This is a genomic window from Bacteroides sp. AM37-9 (assembly GCF_003603455.1).
Classification (GTDB): Bacteria; Bacteroidota; Bacteroidia; order Bacteroidales; family Bacteroidaceae; genus Bacteroides; species Bacteroides xylanisolvens.
The window spans coordinates 57,869-79,520 of sequence record NZ_QTNF01000025.1 but is presented as its reverse complement, the minus strand read 5'-3'; the positions used below and the strand labels follow the sequence as shown (position 1 = coordinate 79,520).

17 protein-coding genes and 1 pseudogene are annotated in these 21,652 nt (G+C 41.0%); 4 read left to right on the top strand and 14 right to left on the bottom strand.

Features of this window, described 5'->3' with window-relative positions; translation table 11 throughout:
* Nucleotides 1–15: 15 nt before the first annotated feature.
* Genes DW862_RS16995 through DW862_RS16965 form a run of 7 tightly spaced genes read right to left on the bottom strand, consistent with a single transcriptional unit; the run spans nt 16 to nt 10,711 of the window.
* On the bottom strand, nt 16–1,197 hold the full coding sequence (locus DW862_RS16995; RefSeq protein WP_120069502.1) for a sugar MFS transporter: 1,182 nt from the start codon (nt 1,195–1,197) through the stop codon (nt 16–18).
* A 5-nt stretch (nt 1,198–1,202) separates the two neighbouring features.
* Nucleotides 1,203–2,306 carry a DUF4185 domain-containing protein gene (locus tag DW862_RS16990; protein ID WP_120069522.1) on the bottom strand — a complete coding sequence of 368 codons (1,104 nt, stop codon included), beginning with the start codon at nt 2,304–2,306 and terminating at the stop codon, nt 1,203–1,205.
* Between the two features lie 16 nt (nt 2,307–2,322).
* Nucleotides 2,323–3,816, bottom strand: coding sequence for a RagB/SusD family nutrient uptake outer membrane protein (locus DW862_RS16985; protein ID WP_120069499.1), 1,494 nt, complete (start codon nt 3,814–3,816; stop codon nt 2,323–2,325).
* A 13-nt stretch (nt 3,817–3,829) separates the two neighbouring features.
* Nucleotides 3,830–6,931, bottom strand: a complete 3,102-nt coding sequence (locus DW862_RS16980) for a TonB-dependent receptor (protein ID WP_120069495.1) — start codon at nt 6,929–6,931, stop codon at nt 3,830–3,832.
* Nucleotides 6,932–6,955: 24 nt separating this feature from the next.
* Nucleotides 6,956–7,828 (bottom strand): hypothetical protein, encoded by an 873-nt coding sequence (locus DW862_RS16975; RefSeq protein ID WP_120069492.1) that lies wholly within the window; start codon nt 7,826–7,828, stop codon nt 6,956–6,958.
* A gap of 21 nt (nt 7,829–7,849) precedes the next feature.
* The gene (locus DW862_RS16970) at nt 7,850–8,950 is read right to left on the bottom strand and encodes an ROK family protein (RefSeq protein ID WP_120069489.1); all 1,101 of its coding nucleotides are present in this window, start codon (nt 8,948–8,950) and stop codon (nt 7,850–7,852) included.
* Nucleotides 8,951–8,980: 30 nt separating this feature from the next.
* Complete coding sequence (locus DW862_RS16965) at nt 8,981–10,711, bottom strand: class I mannose-6-phosphate isomerase (RefSeq protein ID WP_120069519.1); 1,731 nt, start codon at nt 10,709–10,711, stop codon at nt 8,981–8,983.
* Nucleotides 10,712–10,853: 142 nt separating this feature from the next.
* Here DW862_RS16965 and DW862_RS16960 point away from each other — a divergent pair, with 142 nt between their 5' ends.
* Nucleotides 10,854–11,582, top strand: a complete 729-nt coding sequence (locus DW862_RS16960) for a GntR family transcriptional regulator (RefSeq protein ID WP_008024915.1) — start codon at nt 10,854–10,856, stop codon at nt 11,580–11,582.
* Nucleotides 11,583–11,698: 116 nt separating this feature from the next.
* On the opposite strand, the pseudogene DW862_RS26415 reads toward DW862_RS16960, so the two are convergent.
* Nucleotides 11,699–12,490 (bottom strand): annotated as a pseudogene (locus tag DW862_RS26415) (hypothetical protein).
* Nucleotides 12,491–13,085: 595 nt separating this feature from the next.
* On the opposite strand from DW862_RS26415, the gene DW862_RS16945 reads away from it, so the two are divergent.
* Complete coding sequence (locus tag DW862_RS16945) at nt 13,086–13,685, top strand: DsbA family protein (RefSeq protein ID WP_015531404.1); 600 nt, start codon at nt 13,086–13,088, stop codon at nt 13,683–13,685.
* A gap of 37 nt (nt 13,686–13,722) precedes the next feature.
* Here the strand turns inward: DW862_RS16945 and DW862_RS16940 are convergent, their stop codons facing one another.
* From DW862_RS16940 to DW862_RS16930, 3 genes are read right to left on the bottom strand one after another with little or no spacing between them, the layout of a single operon-like run.
* Nucleotides 13,723–13,926 carry a DUF3791 domain-containing protein gene (locus DW862_RS16940; RefSeq protein ID WP_049702082.1) on the bottom strand — a complete coding sequence of 68 codons (204 nt, stop codon included), beginning with the start codon at nt 13,924–13,926 and terminating at the stop codon, nt 13,723–13,725.
* A 9-nt stretch (nt 13,927–13,935) separates the two neighbouring features.
* Nucleotides 13,936–14,427 carry a DUF3990 domain-containing protein gene (locus DW862_RS16935; RefSeq protein WP_115484963.1) on the bottom strand — a complete coding sequence of 164 codons (492 nt, stop codon included), beginning with the start codon at nt 14,425–14,427 and terminating at the stop codon, nt 13,936–13,938.
* Nucleotides 14,424–14,690 (bottom strand): DUF3791 domain-containing protein, encoded by a 267-nt coding sequence (locus tag DW862_RS16930; RefSeq protein WP_004313517.1) that lies wholly within the window; start codon nt 14,688–14,690, stop codon nt 14,424–14,426. The genes DW862_RS16935 and DW862_RS16930 overlap by 4 nt, the downstream gene beginning before the upstream one ends.
* A gap of 329 nt (nt 14,691–15,019) precedes the next feature.
* On the opposite strand from DW862_RS16930, the gene DW862_RS16925 reads away from it, so the two are divergent.
* Both DW862_RS16925 and DW862_RS16920 read left to right on the top strand, forming a co-directional pair.
* Nucleotides 15,020–15,499 (top strand): HU family DNA-binding protein, encoded by a 480-nt coding sequence (locus DW862_RS16925; RefSeq protein WP_004313515.1) that lies wholly within the window; start codon nt 15,020–15,022, stop codon nt 15,497–15,499.
* Nucleotides 15,500–15,641: 142 nt separating this feature from the next.
* A complete protein-coding gene (locus tag DW862_RS16920) occupies nt 15,642–15,887 on the top strand; it encodes a DUF4248 domain-containing protein (RefSeq protein WP_004299385.1) in 246 nt (81 codons plus the stop codon).
* Nucleotides 15,888–15,910: 23 nt separating this feature from the next.
* On the opposite strand, the gene DW862_RS16915 is transcribed toward DW862_RS16920, so the two are convergent.
* Genes DW862_RS16915 through DW862_RS16905 form a run of 3 tightly spaced genes read right to left on the bottom strand, consistent with a single transcriptional unit; the run spans nt 15,911 to nt 21,482 of the window.
* The gene (locus DW862_RS16915; protein WP_044130663.1) at nt 15,911–17,281 is read right to left on the bottom strand and encodes a TolC family protein; all 1,371 of its coding nucleotides are present in this window, start codon (nt 17,279–17,281) and stop codon (nt 15,911–15,913) included.
* A complete protein-coding gene (locus tag DW862_RS16910; RefSeq protein ID WP_118195549.1) occupies nt 17,278–20,415 on the bottom strand; it encodes an efflux RND transporter permease subunit in 3,138 nt (1,045 codons plus the stop codon). Before DW862_RS16910 ends, DW862_RS16915 begins: the two co-directional genes overlap by 4 nt.
* The gene (locus DW862_RS16905) at nt 20,412–21,482 is read right to left on the bottom strand and encodes an efflux RND transporter periplasmic adaptor subunit (protein WP_022275942.1); all 1,071 of its coding nucleotides are present in this window, start codon (nt 21,480–21,482) and stop codon (nt 20,412–20,414) included. Before DW862_RS16905 ends, DW862_RS16910 begins: the two co-directional genes overlap by 4 nt.
* Between the last annotated feature and the right edge of the window lie 170 nt (nt 21,483–21,652).

The following is a 21,652-nucleotide window of genomic DNA, read 5'->3' as shown; positions in this document are numbered from 1 at the left end:
TTATATTTTAATTTATTATAAAGCTGTCTGCTCCCCACTCTTGCGTTCTCTTACCGCAAAAGCACAGTAGGTGAGATACAATACACAAAGCAAAATGACAATAACCCCAGCTGTAATTCCGGCATTGTCTATTGCAAACCCAATAACAGGGGTTACCACTCCTCCTCCGGCTACAGCCGTCAGCATTAATCCAGAAATCTGATTCATTTTTGTAGGACACTCTTGAAATGCCATCGAATAAATGATAGAAAATACAGACGAAGCAAAAAAGCCGACTCCGCCAATACACAATAGACTAACAGCGGGATTCTGAATACCGATCAATAATACAAGCATCAGGATACACGCCAGAATATTGACTTTGAAATAACGTACACCTGCAATGCGGGTCAGTAAGAAAGCACCGAGAAGAGCGCCAACCGTCCTACTAAAGAAATATACTTGTGGAGCAAACTTCACTTGTTCTGCAGTCCAGTCATACCGGATACTCATCAGTTTTGAACTGACATAGTTTGTAGCGACATCCACACCTACAATAAAGAATATTCCCCAAAAAAGAATGAGTATAGTTCTATTCTTCAGTAGGTTGAAAGAATCAGAGAAAGATACTTTACTCTCTTCCACCTGCTCTCTCCAAATGGGAGTAAACGTCAGCCATAAAGCAAAAAATAATGTAATAGTGCCTAAAATGGGGAAGCAATAATACCATTTATCATCACCAAAATGCAGGGTGGCAAACAATACAATTTCAGGACCGACCAAAGAAGAAACAGCCTTGATAACCTGTCCGGCCGTCAGACTACTGGTCAATAACCGAGGGCTAGAAATAACATTATTCAATAACGGATTTAAAGAGATCTGTAATATAGCATTTCCTACGCCTAACAAAACGTACGCAATAATACAGGTTACACTACTGTAGACCAACAATGGCAAAAACATCCCAACCACTGTCACCGCCATACTGGCGAGTACTGTATTTTTCCGCCCGTATTTACTCATTCTGTTACCAACAGGAATCCCTAAAAATAAAAACCAGATGAATACCATTGAAGGAACAAACCCCGTCATGGTTGGAGACCAATTAAAGTTCTTCTGCATATAGTCGGATGAAATACCGACTATATCACAGAATCCCATAACAAAAAAAGCGGCTAGCACGGGAATGGCTTTCAAATAAGAGTTATTCTTTACCATAACTATCACTTTAATATATGATCTACGGGTACCCAAAAGAAACGAGGCTGATACAACGATGCCTTCTCAAATACCTTCTTCAAATCATAAGTATTAACATTATAACACATCAATATTTTATCATTTTTCATGTATTGAGGATGTACCATCGTATTATATGTCATCATATTGTCTTTTTCAAAATTAGGTTCATCCACCGTATAGAGCAATTTCTCATGACTAAATGCACCTTCAGGACTGTCGGCAATATAAGAATAAATCTCTTTGGCATTTCCCGAACGATTTTGGGAAACCAACACTATCTTTTCTTTTAGACTAAATACATTAAATTGTTCAGAGATATTTTTCTGAAGTCCTTCAAGTTTCGCCGTTTTAGTAGCGTCCGACTGCCAGCCAGCGCCATCCCAATACACAAAGTTCGTCAACTTATTATCAACCAATTCAGCTTTCGCCACATGAACAACTGCCTTTGCTCCTGTTGAATCCGACTTTGTTCCATAGACGTAGATTGCATTTTGATAAGGCATCACTGCATGTCCATAGTGTACACCATTCTGATTGGCAGCAGGAATATTCACCTTATCAATGATCTTCATGGTTTTCACATCCAGACGGAAATAGTCACAACACATATATTCAAAACCAAAAGATCCCTCACCCACTTTCCTGAACTTGGACATAAACAAATGAAGAATACCATCTTTCACAAATCCATCTCCAGGCCAATACCAACGGGGCGAATCTCCGTCCTGCTCTGCCGGTATATATGCGGAAGGATTCTTCAAATCACCACTATACAAAGTCTCCAGTTCTCCTTTCTCATTAATAATCGTAAAAGTGTTACCCATCACAAATTTAGAGTCTTTGCTCCTTTTATCATCAACAACATCTCCAAAAAATGAGTCTCCCCACATAAAAAGACTTCTTCCATCCTTCAAATCTATAGATATAGCACCGTCACCTCCTGTCACTCCACCGCCAAGCCCGGGCATTAGCCGTGTACACCACATCGAATCGAGTTCGACCTCCATCTTTGTCACAGATGACTTATTATTGTTTTGGCAAGATACAAATAATGTACAGGCCAACAAATAGATAAACTTATTCATAATCCTATCATTTTGGTTATTGTCCATAGCCTTCATTCTGAGTAATCGTGTTTTGTGACAAGTCTATTTCTCTTTGAGGAATAGGAAATTTCACATGGTATTCTTTAGGAGTAGATTCCGGTTTGGCAGCCTTTATGATAGACACAAATTCTTGCGGCGTACACATTCTGGTCAAATCAAACCAACGATGTCCTTCCATCACAAATTCATGGCGGTACTCGTTCAATACAGCATTTTTAAATCCCTTATAGTCGGTAGGTACAGCTGTGGTCAGCCCGGCACGGTTCCTTACAGCATTAATTGCAATCACCGCCTCCTCATTAGCTCCTTGATTTATTTCATTCAAAGCTTCGGCTATAATCAAATACATCTCAGCAGTACGAATTGCCGGAAATATGGCCTCGGTATTATTCCCTTTAGGTTCAGCCTGGCTATCCCAATACTTAAAAACATAAGGCTTATCAAAATCCTCGACGCTACCATCACTATAAGTAAAACTTCTTTTCAAAGTAACATCCAAGCGTTGGTCATTCTGCTGATCAAAGCTGTTCCACAAATCTTCGGTTGCATTTTCCCATCCCTGAGCATTGCTGACTCCGTCAAGGGCAGGCAATAAACGTACCAAAAACTGTCCACCTTTCCAACCTTCACTCAACGCCGCACTAAAGTTTACTCCCCAGATTATTTCCGTATTAAAACGATTGGTCACCTTAAATAAATCACCGTAGTTTTTAAGCATAGGGAAACTCTTGATGACAGATTTAGCCTTGTCTACAGCAAGTTGGTAATGCTCCTTACTCTGATGTTCTGCTGCATAAGTAACATAAACCCTGGCTAACAAAGCTGATGCAGATGCAGGGTAAGGTCTTCCCCCGCCAAAACGTTCAGCGTACTTCAAATCGGTTTCAGCAGTCTTAAGATCCGAAAAGATCAGTTCATAAATTGTCTCTTTGGAGGTTCGGCTAGTTACATCTTCCGCAGCACTCTCAACATTATGTTCGCGTAAAGGAACATCGCCAAACATACGGATCAAATCAAAATACATCATTGCTCTAAAGAATTTTGCTTCGGCCACCAACTGATTTCTTAAAGTCACATCCATATCAATGGATGGAACTTTATCAATCACAACATTACAACATTTTATCGTTTGATAAAAATCTCTCCACAACAATTCTACAGGCTGATTATATTGGTCTATCTGCATATTTTCTACCGACTGATAGTCAATGCTGGTTTGATTTGTTTCCGAATTATCAGCAAACATATCCTGAAGAACCCAATAATCATTGTAGAAAGTGCCACCATAGTTTTTATCCCATAATCCATTGGGAGCATATCCGATAATCAAATAATCATAAATAGCATTGGTAGCGGATATAGCATGTTGAGCAGTTTTATAATATCCTTCACTTGTAATATCCCCTTTAGGCTCTTCGTCCAGGAAATCCGAACAAGCAGTGAACATAAATGCTCCACCCAATAAAACGCTTAATATGTATTTTTTCATAATCTATTCTTTTTTAAAAATTCATTCTTAAACCAAACTCATACGATTTAGACATCGGATAAGAACCATAATCAGCTCCCATTGAAAGATTATCGTTAGAAAAACGACTTACCTCGGGATCATATCCGGAATAATTGGTGAACGTATAAATATTCTTTAATCCGGCAAAGATTGTAAGTCCCTCACAATAAAATTTCTGAAGGATGCTTTTGGGGAAAGTATAACTTAACGTGATATCTTTCACTCTGAGATATGAACCGTCTTCCACATAATGATCGGATAAAATAGTACCTGATGATTTGGTCGTGGCACGAGGATATTTATTAGTAGGATTCTCTGGAGTCCATCTTTCCAATGCTGCCACAGAGTTGTTTTTATGTCCGTCAAAGCTTTCCAATGAAAACTTATTGAAGTTCACAATCTCATTACCTACCGCACCTTGCAAATAGACTGTCAGCCCAATGGATGAATGATCGCGCAGGTTATAAGTAAAGGTATTATTGAATCCGAAAGTAAAATCCGGATTGGCATTTCCCAATTCAAATAAATCGTCCTCATTAATCACATTATCACCATTCTTATTGACATATTTACGATCGCCATGCTTCAAGGTTTTTCCAGAGAAATATGGAATTTTAGACAAGTCTTCGCTCAGTTGTGCTATACCATCAGTTTTATATCCATAAATTGTACCGATAGGTTTACCCTCATTTATTTTAGTCCAATAGGTTACTCCCAAAATAGATGCCCCCGAAAGATTCTCCTGGCTTCCAGCTAAATCTGTAATTTCATTCTTATTGTAACCGAGAGTAAAATTCATATCCCAGCCGAATTTACCGGCAAAAGGCACTACTCCCAAAGCAAATTCAAAACCCTCATTACGCAGACTGCCAACATTCTTTACGGCTGTATCATAACCGGTATTAAATGACACAGGCATAGCAAGCAGCAAATCGCGCGTATTTTTGCGATAATAGTCCGCAGTTAAGGTAAGACGATTATTGAATAAGCCCAAATCAAAACCAAGATTTACCTGAGAAGTCGTTTCCCACTTCAGGTCCTGATTACTCAGTGTATAAGGCACCACCCCGGTTGCCACTTCACTATTGCCAAAATAAGCTTCTGTGTTGTACATTAACCCTTGCGAACTATAAGGAGGAATTCCTTCATTACCCACAATACCGTAACTTACTCTCAACTTCATATTCGAAATGGCTTGCAACTGCTTCATGAAATTCTCTTCTGAAATTCTCCAAGCACCCGAAACTGAAGGGAAAAAGCCATATTTATTCCCCTTTCCAAATTTTGAAGATCCATCAATACGCCCCGTCAGGCTCATTAAATAACGACCGCCATAATTATAATTCACGCGAGCCAAATAAGATAACATCTGCCATTCGGAGATGCCCGAACTTGCGGCTTGACGCAATGCTCCTGACTGTATGGAGTTGAATCCTAAAAATCCGTCTGTAAAATCAGCTGTTGCAACCGCCGAATTTTCCGAAACAAAAGCTTGCGCCGTCATACCAGCCAAAGCGCTAATCGTATGCTTCTCAAAAGTGTTTGTATAGTTGACGGTATTCTCCCACACCCAGTTGTAACCGTCACGATTTCCTACGCTGGCATAACCACCATTCGATTCTGCACGTTTTATCTCCCCAGGAGCGAAAGCCTGATCCTTTATATAGAAATAGTCGACACCGATACTCGTTTTAAAAGTTAGATTTTTAACTGGACCCCATTCTAAATAAGCATTAGCCAATGTCCGAAATGAAGTATTTCTATTTTTCGCTTCATAGGCATCTTGTACAGGATTACCCACATTGTTAGTTGTAGTGAGATTGTTTTCATAAATGTAATCACCGGATTCATTTCTCACGGGAAGAGCCGGATTCATTTCCAATGCCCAAGAAGTGATCGAAGAAGCAAATCCTCCTTCCGAGTTCGTTACTACACCATTTGAACGGCTATAACTCAGGTTCACAGAAACGCCAGTCTTTAGCCATTTATTTATTTGCTGCCCCAAATTAATGCGGAAACTTCCTTTTCCGAAATCTGAACCAATAATTATACCATCCTGCAACAGTAAATTACCGGAAACAAAATAAGTCGTTTTATCATTACCACCTGATATTGAAATATCATAGTTCTGCATAGGTGCTGTGCGGAATATCTCATCTTGCCAATTCGTATTCAGTTTAGACAGATTATTCAACCCTGCAAAAACGGGATTTCTTTCTTCACCTGCATTGTCCGTTGCTTCATTTCCCAGTTCGGCCAATTGAACTGCATTCAACATATCCATTTTTTTAGTTACCTGCTGCAATGTGTATTTAGCTCCGATAGAGACTTTAGGCTTTCCATTTTTACCTTGTTTGGTAGTGACCAGTACAACACCATTCGCCCCACGAGCACCATATATGGAAGTTGCAGAAGCATCTTTCAATATTTCAATGGATTCAATATCATTGGGATTGATATTAGTCAAAGGATTAAGAGCAGGATTCTTTAAAGTCCCGGTACTGAATGTGCTTGCGTCACTAATCACAGGGACACCATCAATCACATACAAAGGTTCATTATTTCCATTAATAGAACTGGTACCTCTGATGCGAATAGAAGTTCCGGCACCAGGCTGCCCCGAAGTGTTCAAAACAGCTACACCGGCTGCTCTTCCCTGAATACCCTGGTCTAAAGAGGTTATCGAAGTAGAAGATAATTGTTCTGACTTGATAGTGGAAATTGACGAAGTCAGATCACTTTTTTTCTGCACACCATATCCTACCACTACCACATCAGCCAATACTTGTGTATCATCTTCCAGCACGATGTTAAATTCTCTCTTTTGCGCGGTAACTTTAACTATCTTTGTTTGATACCCTATGAAAGAAATCTCAAGCATTGATTTGTCCGGAACAGATAATGAAAACTCTCCATCCTTATTAGAAATGGTTCCATGCGTTGAACCTTGCTGCAAAATAGTAGCTCCGACAATGGGGTCACCCATTGCATCACGAACAATACCTTTGATGTTCAAACTTGTATTCTGTGCACTAACACTTCCCAGAATAAACATCAACAACAATAAAGTTATGCTCCTTAATAAATTATTCATGTGTTCTTATGATTAGATTGTTTATTAATAAGATCCCGGATTACAAGACGCTACAATATAATTATCTGGATTCTGTCCCCGATAAGGAGTAAAATCTTCGGTTTTGGATACTGGCGTATAGACTTCCAGCACTCTTTCATTTGAAGAATAGTCACCCCCCAGTCCTGAAAGGTCTTGATAACTTTCCAATATCATTTTACGATCTGACAACTGCAATACATTATAATGAGTCATCAAAGCTTGGGACGGTGAAAACACATTATAGTGAATGGTAGATAAAGTCTTGACAGTAGCTCCGTCCATAGTAACCTTCCATGCACAATAGGAATTTAACGTTTCCAAAGCGGCACTTGAGAATATGAATCCCCAATCAACCTGCCAAGTCAAGTCTGAATTAAACCGGTGTATATCATCTTTCAAGTCAGGAGTAGCTGTATCTTCTCCTTTAATAGTTTGTGATGCCAATACCCAGTCATATTTTAGCAATAACGGAATCTGCGCCAGCTCCACTGTTAAAACCAGATCTGCGGCATCCACCACACTGTTATTCTCATCCATTCCATAAAAAGAGTACACTAATATTCCATTTTCATCACCGGCAATAATCTCCTCAGTAAATGTATATGGAAAGCTCAATTCCCTCACATTCAATTCCTTTAAATAGGAACTGACTTCTTTTCCTTCGATACTTTTTTTAACCACAATTTTCGAAATCAAATCAGGATGAGGCAGTGACAGTTCTACAGAAACATAATCCCCAATCTTAATTTTCCCCTCCAAAGTACTTAAGGTCAGTAACCCTGTCTGTCCCTTATCATCATTTTTACACGAAATAATTAATGATGATATCATTCCTAACACAATAGAAATGAAAATGATTTTTTTAAGTGTTTTCATATGATATTTAGTTTACGAATATTACGTTAAGTCTATTTTTTGTAGCGCATAGGCATAAGCACCTCGCATAATAGAGCGGCTGGCACCTTCTTTACTACACAGTACCAAGGTCTGTTTTAATTGATGATAGGTAGTAGTCAAACGAGTACCTGGAATGACAACCTGACTATCAGATAAACTCAAAAAGCGAGCTCTTTCCGATTCATCTTCTCCATTATATACCTCCATGGAAACACATGGAAACTTATTTCCCGAAAAAGTAGTCAGTTGTGTTCTAAGTTCTGTTATCAGAGCAGGCAATATATACTTTGATGCGCCTGCAACCCCACCACCTATAACCACCAGGCCATCCACAACATTCAGCATCGAAGCGACAGCAGCACCTGCCATCATGCCAAGTTCATTAAAACTTGTGATTGCTGCATGACGGTTGCCTTCCTTTATACCTTCAGCAATGTCATAAATATCCTTTGGACTCAATGAGGCAGAGTTTTGTCCGGACAAGTCGCCATACACTCTTTTCACAGCGCGTATACTAACACTTTCTTCGGCAAGCATATCTGGATATTTCTTATTTCTCATAAGCCAGATATCCCCTCCACAACCATTATCTCCGGTCAATAAGACTTTATCTATAACAACTCCTGCGCCGAATCCCGTTCCCAATGTTATACCAATCAAATTTTTATATTCCCTGCTGCAACCAGCTAAAGATAACTCTCTGTTTATCATAGGTAATGCACCCGATAAGGCTTCACCGTAAGCAAACAGATTTCCGTCATTTTCTATAAAAACCGGAATTCTGTATTTATGCTTTAAAAAAGGACCTAATGCAACACCTCCTCTGAATGAAGGAAAATTGGGCAAATCGCCAATAATTCCATTCTTATAATCAGCAGGACCCGGAAAAGCAAAACTTATTGCTACCGGAGGAACTGATATAGCAGCTATTACTCTATCAAACCCCTTTACCAATACTTCCAAACATTCGTCTAAATTATCAGAAACCGCCGGAAGACTTATTGGGCTTATCATTTCATTATTTCCTTGAATGGCAGAAAACACAAAATTTGTTCCTCCTGCATCCAGGGTCAAAACGACCCGTTTATCATATTCATACATATACTATTTTAGGCTTAAAAAGTTCAACTACTAAAATCTGACATACGCCTTGATAGTGACACATTCCTTATTACAGGACTTTCCATAAGGTTTTATTGTATATTCACCCACAGAAGCAGGAATGATAAATGTTTCAGCATAATGCACCACGAAAGGTTCAAAAGCATGAGTAGGACTCTCAACTACGGCCTCTTCTCCCTCCAACAGATTCAGTACATTTACACTATCGTTTGTGTGATGCAACACCGGTGATGAGAAACGGTGGCGACGAGTTTCGATAAATTCATTCGGATGCAGTCCGGTACGTTCTTCCACCCAACCTTCTCCGGAAGCAACTTCCTTAAACTGATTGCGAAGGTGTTCATTCACATATTCCGTATCGCGATTCCAGTTGATAACGCATTTACCACGTTCCACATTGATCGGACGCGGTTTTCCATCCAGTCCCAAGCGTTGCCAGTCCCATAGTTTGAAAGTAAAGAGGTTCGGAGTCGAGCTGATTTCAAGCACCATACTGTTGGCACCGGAACAATGAACAGTTCCTCCCGGAATCAGGAAGTGATCGTGTTTCTTTGTCGGAATCTTATTTACGTACTTTTCTGCGTCAAACACCAGTTCACCTTTTTGTGCTTTACGCAAATCGCCGATCATCGCTTCTTTGTCCACTCCTGTCTTCACTCCCAGATAAACTACGGCATCTTCTTCCGCGTCTACCATGTAGTAACTTTCATCCTGCGTGTAGTACATACCGAAGCTGTCACGGATAAATTGAGTAGTAGGATGCACCTGCAAACTCAAATTACCTCCGCCCATCGTATCCAAAAAGTCGAAACGAATAGGGAAGTCTTTTCCAAAGCGTGCCTCCACCGGTTCACCAAGCAACTCTTTACTTTTCAGTAAAACCAAATCAACCGAAGGCAGTTCAAAGCGCACTCCATTCACTTCAAAATAAAGGCTGTTCTCTTCAGGTACACAGTCAAAGCACCAGCCGAAATTTTCGCGTTCACGATCCAGGTCGCAAACCTCTTTCATCCATTGACCACCCCAGGGAGCCGGATCGAAGAAAGGAACTACCCGGAACGGTGTGTTCACCGTTGCCTCTACCCCTTTAAAGAAAGTATCCTTATCAATCATCTTCGGTGTCCCGGCCACATGGGTGTCAATCCAGAATTCTACCCTGCCAAACAATCTTTCCTTATACCTATCACATACTCTCCAATCGTTGAAATACCCTCTCTTGTATTGCAAAGAAACGGCATCGTTCCGATTGTCTATACCTAAAGCTTTTACCTCATGCCGACGGAAACGTTGTTGGATTTCCCAACGTGCCATATCCGCATAAACCACCATCGCATCCTGCGGAGCAACAACAGAAGCACCCGTACCTATGATTACAATGGCGTCTTTTGCTTCACTGATTTGTTTCCGTGCAGCAGCCACCTTATCCGCATCCAAATAATCTTCCAGCTTCAAATTGGTGACATAGCCGAATAATACATCTTCAGTCATGAAGCGTTCTGTCAACGTTTGAATTTCTTTTTCCGGCTTCATCAAATCACGTACATTCATCACTCTTCCGGAGAATTCTTTTGAAAAAGCATCCAGCACTTCTTCTTCATATACTCCTGTATATAAATCCACAGCCAGCACTTTTCTTGCATCCATTTTCTCTTTTAACATAGAAATGATAATATCCCAACCCTGAACAAGCATCCCCGTCAGCTTCGTAGAAGGAAATTTATCATAATTAGCTTTTCTCATGTTTATAGCGTTTTTAAATTTTATATGTTCATACATACTTTCAATTGTGCAAATATATAGATTTTATTTTTATTCCAAACAAAACTTGGATTATTTTTTGATAAATCTTATATTTGCTGAAAATAAACCAATCAGGATAGATATGAAATTAGATCATAATAGTGATAAACCGCTTCATATTCAGGCAGAAGAGATACTAAGAAGACTCATAGAATCTGAAGAGTACAAAAACGGGAAGCTATTTCCCAACGAGGTCGAATTGTCTGAACAATTGCATATTTCAAGGAACACATTGAGACAAGCTATCAACAAGCTCGTGTTTGAGGGGCTTTTGGTACGCAAGAAAGGCTACGGAACGAAGGTAGTAAAGAAAGGTATCGTAGGCGGAGTAAAAAACTGGCTTAGTTTCTCACAGGAAATGAAGATGTTAGGTATAGAGATTCGCAATTTCGAGCTGCATATCAGTTTAAAGCGTCCAACCGAAGAAATCGGTACGTTCTTTGATTTAGGTTCCAGTCCCGACACTCGCTGTGTAGTGATGGAGCGCGTCAGAGGAAAAAAAGAATATCCGTTTGTTTACTTCATCTCTTATTTCAACCCCAATATTCCACTGACCGGAGAGGAAGATTATACACGCCCCTTATACGAAATGCTGGAAACCCAATATAATATAGTAGTAAAAACCAGCAAGGAGGAGATTTCAGCCAGACTTGCAGGAGAATTTATTGCAGAGAAACTGGAGATAAAATCCAATGACCCTATATTAATAAGGAAAAGATTTGTTTATGATGTGAACGGAGTACCTATTGAATACAACGTCGGATATTACCGGGCGGACAGCTTTACTTATACAATAGAGGCAGAAAGATAAACCTTATGTTCATACATATACAATATAAGGAGGCTATTTTAGAAGTTGAAATCTCTATCTTTCCTTTAAAATAACCTCTTTATATCATCTCTCTTTCCATAATTATGTCCTACCCGTCATTTATTATCGAACTTACCATTAGAGCATCCGGCAAGAATCCGATCCAGACTTTCATCCACAACACCTATCATCTGAAGTTTGGATAATAAATGATAGTAGGAAGTTTTTCCTACTCCTTCTATTCTCAACAGACTTTTTCAACCTCTTCCCGATACGATTTCCAATAAGTCCTTTACCGTTCGAACATCTTGATTATACAAGATATTAGCCAACCGGGTATCAGCTACTTTACAAACAGGCAATTGAAGTATCCACTCCTCCTGCCCAACATTTATATTCTTATTATTGTCTGCCAAAGATAAAAAACGAGCATCGATAGCACGCTTTCGATAAGTAGCCAATATATCTTTCTTCAAATTCAACCCTTTAAGTATAGAGTTATACATTTGCAATGTCTTCCCATAGGTAATTCGATGCCGATCAGCCACTTTCGCTACTGATTCTCCTGTAGAAATTGAATAGAAGATATCGCGGGTAACAGGGTGAAGAATCAATGCTGCCAGTTCACGAATGATTATTTCATATAGAGGTTTACAAGTCTTCTGTGTTCTCAATACATATAGTAGATCATCGTATTTTGAAATGATAAAGTCCCGTTCCAGTTTCTTTTCTTCTACGATTTTAGAAAGGTAACCTGCTTCTAAACCAAGTCTTTTATGAGCTTCCAGATAAGCATCCAAACTCTCATCATCCAAAAACAACTGATCGTTGATTCGGGAACTCGTAATGTATCCAAGATTTGCCCAATTCTTTAGAATAGCTTCTTGAATGTCGCGTCTTTCAGACATCTGTTTTGTTGTGAGCCAATTTGACATAAAAAAACGGAACTAGATTAATAATATCAACTAGTTCCGTACCTTTTATTATAAAAGAGTACGGAGCTGCCACAATCCCGCAAACAGGAGGTAGTAGCGGCTACCTTTCAGACACGGGCAGACAGCCCGTACCCTATGAGAAGTCATAGAAGTACAGGCGTCTCCCGGTGTCTGAAAAAAAATCCGCTACGATTTCCTGTTCACCGAGGAAACGCACAATCGCATACCACAAAGGCATGCTACGTTCCAATGACAAAGGTACAAATACTTTTCGGAAAATAACAAGAGAGAGGCATAAATGTTTAGAATGATGATTGTATAATTAAAGCGTATGTATATAAATAGACAGGCTTCAATTAGTTATCTTATTCAAATAAGAAACCACTCTACAATTAAAGCACCTCTCTCTTGTATAAACTAGCTACTTTTGTAGCACACATCAATTCGTTCCACAAATATGGAACGAAACAATAACAGATGTGGAACTAAAGGGAAACAACTGTGGAACTAAAAGTCAACAGCTGTAGAACGATTTAACAGTAACTATAAAACCACTAAACATTAGTATATGAGTGCAATATATGACTTATTTGAGACTCCTAGTCCAAACAAAGAAGAGAAACAACCGCTACATGCCCGTATTGTCTCCAAAGGAACCGTAGATAAAGAAGAGTTTCTGGATCGTGTCCACAAATTTACCGGTATCAGCAGAAGTTTATTGGCAGGAGCCATGGAAGCCTTTGCCAATGAAGCACGGGATTTACTAGCCGACGGTTGGAATGTAGAAATGGGAAACTTCGGATTCTTCTCTACATCGTTGCAATGTCCGCCGGTTAAAGATAAAAAAGAAATTCGGGCAGCGTCTGTCCAAATGAAAAATATTAATTTCCGCGCAAGTCGTCCATTCAAGAAAGAAGTAGGCGACAAAATGAGGCTGCAACGAGGAGAATCTATCACACGCCCTAAGAAAAATAGTATCTCCCGTGAGACGTGTCGCGACCGCCTCAACACATACTTGGAAAATCACCTATTCATCAGCCGGACAGATTATAGCCATCTGACAGGACGAAATAAAAAAGTGGCTATTGAAGAATTAAATTCCTTTATCACTGACGGAATAATACGGAAAGAAGGGGTTGGAAAGTTGACTGTATATATAAAGGTATAAACTCTTGGAACAAGTAGAATTAAGAGTTACAACAGGATTATTGCTGTTGTAACTCAAGTATGATTTCATCAGTGATGTAGGCATCACTCAATGTTATAAGCGGGTATTGTTTATTAAGAAGCAATGCGTATACCTTACTGTTATAGAACAAGTACAATGCTTTTTCGGGAGAAATATTCAAACGCTCCGCTAATTGCATCACCACACGAGTGTATTTATTCCATACTAATACATCTATCATAAACGTAGTTTATTTTATTGTTATATATTCTTTGAAAGAGAGACACTCGTCAATAAGACGTTGATTGAGAATGCATAACTGATTGTTGGGCTGCTCAAAACGCAAACGTCCTAAAGCTACTTCTTTAGTAATCTGGTTTTCCATAAAATTTTCTATTGTGTCGAAAACCCGATCATTAGCAATACCGCCTTCCACAATGTCGTACTCCAACCATGGCTGTTTTCCTAAACGGCTACTGACAATAAATTCCAACCAATCATTGTTATACCCGTCAAAGTGAAGCCATTTGTATCCGGATGAATTTATCTTTTCAACATCAAGCTCGTATATGTTTACTACAGATGTGCTACCAGGATGGCGTAATGCCATGACAGCTCCCCAACGTTCAGCCTGGGCATAGATATCTGTTACATAGAATCCTTTACCAAAGTCGAGGTTTTCGCGTCCGACACCGACCAAAGGATATTCTACGGCCTGCGTACTACCATGATAGACTTTCATACAAATTCTCCTTTTTCTTTATAGTAGGCTTCCCAGTTTTCAAGAGCTTCTACCAACGTATCGGCTATGTACTCACGACTCTGGGTGTGAAGCATGTCATATCCACTTATCAGGTATTGACGGATAAGATTCAGTTTTTCCAAACGGTTATAGAGAGTAGGAGCCGGAATACCCAACTTCTGGGCGGCACTCTCAATGGCAAAAATCACAAACTCCATGACTTTGCCATCAACAACGGGGGCTGATTGGCTTGAATGTAGCATACTATACCTCTATTATCTTAGTGTAATATGTACAAATATAGTGTTTATTCTTGCAACGTTCATCGTTTTTCGGCATATTTTATGATTATCAAGAACATTTGAGTATCGTGAAACTGATTGAAATATTCCCTATTTGGAAATGGCTATTAAAGCAGAATATATAAGGATCTATAAATCAGAATCATACAAACAAAATAAATAAAAGTGAATCAAAGTACGTACATCTAGGACCGTTAAAGCACCTCCCCGGAAAGTGCCCATAGTATCTTTGCATCGTGATCACAAAGAGAATTGATAAATAAAGTAACTAATTTAAAAAACAAAAAATTATGGCACTTAGATACGTCATTAAAAAAAGAACATTCGGCTTTGATAAAACTAAAGCTGAAAAGTATGTAGCACAAAATGTAATCACCAATACGGTGGATTTCAGAGATTTGTGCGAGGAAATCACCAAAGTAGGAATGGTCCCCAGTGGAGCGGTAAAATTTGTACTTGATGCTTTGATCGATACATTAAATCTCAACCTTAGAAAAGGCATCTCTGTTCAATTAGGAGATTTCGGATGCTTCCGTCCTGGTATGAATTGCGAAAGTCAGGATACTGAAAAAGAGGTAGATAGCGATACGATACGCAGAGTGAAAATCATTTTCACTCCGGGCTACAAATTCAAAGAGATGCTAAGTAAAGTCAGTGTTCAAAAAGCGGTGGCTTCCGATGATGGTTCCATCAGCCCGGAGCAACCGGATCCCAACCCGAATCCAAACCCGGATGACGGCAAAGGAGAAGCACCGGACCCGGCAGCATAAGATTAATCATCAGCCTTTAAAAGCAGGAAAACAGTACCCGCCTACGGGCGGATACTGTTTCCCAAAGTATTCCTGTAAAAGACTTGACAACGCCTTTTTTATTTTGTATCTTTACAACATCTTAAAACATTAAAATATCAACATGAAAGAATTGCCATCAGAAGAGGAAGAAATTCCGTTTCGCATTAAAACTTATAAGAAAAAGGAATTGGCTTGTATGTACAATCCGAACATTACCCCCCGTTGCGCCATACGCATATTCACCAAATGGATTAAAATAAATAAAGAACTGCTCCGGTTATTGACTGCCACAGGTTATCATCCGCGTACACGAACTTTTACTCCCCGACAGGTACAAATCATCACCAGTATTCTGGACATTCCATAAGGATGTCCAGAATACTGGTTTTATCATTGCAGTTGTCCCGCCGCTTTCAAATAAGCCACATAATTCACATACAATTGGAAATAGGCATCCACTTTCGTCTGATAAGCCTGCTGCCAAAGCACTTGTGCTTCCAGATAATCCGAAAGAGTTTCCAGTCCCACTTCATATTGCTTACCACTGACTTTCATATTCTCCTCTGCCTGTTCCAGCGAACGTTCGGAAAGCTCCGTTTCCAACCGGGCCTCATCCAGATTATTGGCAGCTTGCATCAACTCCAGCAACATCTTTTCATTGACATTTTCCTGTTCAAGACGAGCTTGTTCCAACTTCACTTTGGCAGACTTTACTTTATTGGTACGTTCGCCAAAATGAAACAGAGGGACAGAGACATTCAGGAATACGGAAAAAGCACCCTTTTTCATCAAAGTTTCATCATTGACTTCCAATCCGTGAAGATAATCATAACTACCTCTGACACCGATACGCGGCAATAGTTCACTACGATTCAGCTTTACTTCCTGCTCGGCAATGGCTATTTGTTTGTTCAAGATTCCATATTCAGGACGGGCGGTAATATCAGAAACCTGCACTTTCCATTCCTGCTCCACTTCCGGAAAATCATCAGATATATCAATCTGTGCTGTCAAAGGGCGTCCGATGTAATGACAGAGATTCATACCCGCAAGACGGAGGGCGTTATCAGCCTTTCGCAAAGAAAGTTCACTCTCGTTGAGCTTCACCTGCACTTTCAGTACATCATTCTGCGGTTTCATGCCATGCCGGTGAGCACTCTTCACATTTTTGAAAAGTTCCGTCAGTAAGGCGTGATATTTTTCCGCCACTTTTCTCATTTCCTTGGCTTTCACTAACTGCACGTATGCTTTATCTGTATTCAGAATAACTTCCGAAGTAGTTAAGGCTTCGTTCAAGTGTGCCATTTCTTTTCCCAGTAGTGACATTTTATAGGCGGCACGGATTTTTCCTCCCATATAAAGAGGTTGCTCCACTTGTATACCGCCCGAGTAAACAGTTCCGACCTTATAGTCCAGATTCAGTCCGGGAAAATAAGCGAAACCGCTCGATACCAGTTCTCCGGTAGCAGGATTGGGCAGGAAAACCGGAAGGTTTCCTCCCGGAACTCCGAGACTTCCATCCGCTGTGCTATAAATACCCGTTCCGTTGGCTGTAAAATTAGGGAAGAAATTGGCTTTATAACTAAGAGACATCAATCGGGCTGCTTCCGTCTGCTTATTAGCGGCAGCCATATCCTTATTATATTTCAGTGCCATTTCACGGCATTGCGCCAGACTTAGTTTTTCTTGCGCGGCAAGAGAAACCGACAGGCCGAACAATACACCCGCTACACTAATGGCTACAAGAATTTCTTTTTTCATTTGTCTGTCTTTTTTATATGAAAGAATAATGCATACAAAATCGGGATAAAAAGCAACGTTATCAACGTGCCGAACAGCAACCCACCCATGATAGAAGCCGCCAACGAACCGAACATAGCATCCGGCAACAATGGAATCATTCCCAAAATCGTAGTCAGCGAAGCCATCATCACGGGACGGAGACGACTTTGCGAACTGTCTATCAATGCCGTCACAGGTTCCACTCCCTGATTAATTTGCAAAGTGATCTCATCCATCAAGACAATACCGTTCTTAATAATCATACCGATCAACCCCAATGTACCGACGATAGCCACAAAGTTGAATGTCTTCCCGGTAAGCAGCATTACGGCAACCACACCGACAAATACCAGCGGAATAGTACAGAAGATGATAACCGGTTTCCGGTAATCTTTGAACAGCATGATTAGAATGGATATCATCAGAATGATAGCAAACGGGAAATTCTTGAACAGATATTGCATAGACTTTGTGCTGGCGTTCCTCTCGCCTTGCCATTGAAGCCGATATCCGTCAGGCAGCGGAATCTGTTCAATCTGCGCGGCAATGGATTGCCGCGCCTTCTCCGTTTCTACCCCCGGAACAGGAGAACATTGCACCCGTTGGCTACGCTGCCCGTTATAACGGGGAACCACCGGATCTTCCCACTTCACATCAATCCGCTTACTGATTTGTTTTAACGGAGTTGTTCCCATCAACGTTTCCACCAATTCTTCTTTTGATAGTGTTCCTGTCTTCAGTTTCATCATCATTTCCTGTGTCAGCAAACCGTTCAGAGAAGGAAGAGACGAGAATACCTGCGTATTGTCCAGGTTTTCAATCGGATTTCCGTGTTCGTCCAGGCAACGCAAGTAGATATTATCTTTATGAATACCTTCGTAGAAAGACCCGATAGGGATGCCGCTGGTAGCGGTCAGTAAAGAAAGGCTTACATCATTACGGCTCAATCCGATAGCACGTGCCGCAGGCTGGTCATATTCAATAGTCAGTACCGGGATTTGCGGTTCCCAGTCCGTGGTAATCAGGTAAACATCCGGACAATTCTCCATAATCTTGCGGGCACTATCCGCCAACTGATGCAAAACAGCAGGGTCAGGACCGGTAAACTGCGCTTCAATAGGGTATTTTTTGAACATCAGGTTGTAGCGGTTCATCTTTACGTAAGCATCCGGATAATGTTGCGAAAGATATTGTTGAATTTCCGCCATGTTATCCACCAAATCGTCCGGAGAGGTGAAGTCGATAATCAATTCACCGTAAGATAAGGAGGGATTGGCTACGTTACGCACCAAGTTATAACGGGCAGGAGTACCACCGATAGAAGCAGTGACGTGTGTGACTTCCGGACGTTTTTTCAGGTAAGCTTCGATTTCCTCCAAGTCACGCGCCACGCGAGTGGAGTTAGTTCCTTCCGGCAATTTATATTCCATATAAAGCTGGTCGTAGACCATATCCGGGAAAAAGCCCTGCTTCATGAAACGGTAACTGAAAGCTGAAAGTAATACCAAAGCGATCATTGTAAACACAAAGCTCCAACGATGCGCCAAACTGAATGTCAACAATGAACGAAGCACGGCATAAATCTTTCCTTCATACACACGCTTTCCGGCAGCAGTTGTCGCAGAGATTTCCGGACGCAAAATCCGGTCGGCCATCAACGGAACGTGCACTAAGGCCAGCACCCAGCTAAGCAACAGGGAAACAGCGAGTACGATAAACAAATCGCGCGTATAGACGCCTGCCGTATCAGGCGACATAAAGATAGGAAGAAAAGCAATGATGGCAATCAGAGTAGCTCCCAGCAAAGGCATTGCTGTCTGCCGTCCGATAGCAGTCATTGCTTCCATCCGGCTCTTCCCGGCTTTCAAATCTACCAAAATACCGTCAATGATAACAATTGCGTTATCCACCAGCATCCCCATCGCAAGCACGAACGAGGCCAATGAAACACGCTGCATCGTACCATCCATAAAATAAAGGAACAGGAAGGAACCGAATACCGTCACTACCAGGCTGATACCGATAATCACCCCGCTCTTGAATCCCATAGCAATCATCAGGATAACGACTACGATAATCACAGATTCTATCAGATTAAGAATGAACGTCCCTAACGAAGTGCCTACGCGTTCCGGCTGATAGAAAACCTTATGACACTCTACTCCTGCCGGAAGGCGTTCAGCCTTTAGTTGCTCCAGTTTCTTTTCCACTCGATGCCCCACTTTAATAATGTCGGCATCCGGAGAAGCAGCCACCATGATTCCTATCGCACGCTGGCGGTCATAAAACAATTCGTTGCGGGTAGGGTCTTCATAATCTTTCTCAATACGGGCAATGTCACTCAACCGCAACTGATCGGCATCATGTCCCTGAATCAGCATACGACCGATGTCCTCCACCGTCTTAAACTTATCACTGACTGTCACCCGGATACGATTATCGCCATTATCATAATAACCAGTATAAGTAGTTTGGTTCTGTCCGTTCAATGTAGCTAGCACTTCGGCGGGTTTCACACCCAAGTTGGCCATCCGGTCTTGCAGGAGAGAGATGTTAATACATTCGGGACGTTTACCGTATAAGTCAACGCGCTCCACCCCATCCAATTCACTGACTTCACGTTTCACCAGTTCTGAATAATCAGACAGTTCCCTGTCGGAAAGTCCGTCACCCGTCAAAGCGAAAAACATTCCGTAAACATTTCCAAAATCATCTTTTACAATAGAAGGACTGGCACCTTCGGGAAGTTCTGCCTGTGCGTTCGCCACCTTACGACGCAACAAATCCCAGCATTGCTCTACATCCGTCTCTTTGACAGTCGTTTTCAGTTCTACCTGAATCAAAGAGAGATCATTGTAGGAATAACTTTCCACATTATCTATATTCCCCATGGAGCGGATATTTTTCTCCAGCACATCCGTCACTTCCAACTCTACCTGATGTGCAGACGCACCGGGATAGGTAGTGACTACCATAGCGAGCTTTACCGTTATTTCGGGATCCTCCAGTTTACTCATTTCATAACTGGAATAAGCTCCTCCTACAATCAGTACGGCAATCAGGAAGTAGATCAACTTCTTGTTCTCAAATGCCCATTTACTAATATCAATCATAGCAGTCCTCCCACATTGGTTTCAGTAGCCGGAAGAAGCGGCTCCACCTGTTCTCCCTCTTTTACATGATGTACCCCCGAAGCGACAACCAAGTCACCGGGATTCACTTCTCCTGAAGTAATCAGACATCTGCCGTCACTAAGCAGACGGGTTACTGTCACATCACAACGGCGAATAGCGTGACTGGAAGCATCATAAAGAAAGATACTCGTACGCCCGTTCTCACGAAGAATCGCTCCACCGGGAACCGACAGGTTACGCACATCTCCTTCACTACATTCGATAGTTACCATTGTATTCATGCCGGGCGATGGAACTGCCTGTTTATCTTCTTTCTTCAGTTGAAGCCGCATGGTGTACAACTGATTGGCATTTGCCTTAGGGGTGACACTAATCAGTTCCAAAGCATATCTTTGATGAGGATAAATATCGAATGTACAATAATAGCGGGTAAACTGCTGTCGACGAATATATTCCACTGCCGGAAGATTAATCTCTACCTCCGGGCTTCCCTCACTGATGATGGAAACGACGGGCATACCGGCAGCTACCGTCTCATGGGAATCAAAAAGACGTTTCTGCACATATCCGCTAAAAGGAGCATACAAACGGGTGTATGCCAACTGATCTTTAGCATGGTTATATTTGGCGGTAATCTGTCTCAATCCGTACACGGCCTTATCGTTAGCATCCGGTGTTGTCACATTTTCCTTATAAAGTGCCATCACCCGTTCCGCCTCCGCTTTCACACTTTGATATTCTGCTTCTGCCGCATCCAGCTGAATCTGATAGTCTGTCGGATCTAATTCTGCCAGTAATTGCCCTTTACGCACATAGGCACCGTCATTTACATGCATATACTGAATAGTACCACTCACCCGGAAAGACAGACTTATGTCCTGTGCCGCTTTCACCCGTCCCGGAAACTGCAAAGCTATTTGTCTGTCGGCAGAAAGTACGGTATCAATCTTCACTGCCGGCTTACTGTCTGTGTTTTGTACACGTTGCCCACACGAAGTCAATAGAACTGCTAAAAATCCTGTTAATAAGAAGTCTAATCGTCTCATATTTTCACTTATTAGTTAGTTGTCACAAAAGTATCCCAAGCAAACATGAGGAGAAAGGTTGATTTAGACGAAACATTGTTCTATTTGTACGTTAGCTAAGATAAAAAGCCGAAATAGTTTGCTATTTGTATTTATTTGTTTGTTACTTTGTAAGGAAATTCATTTCAACG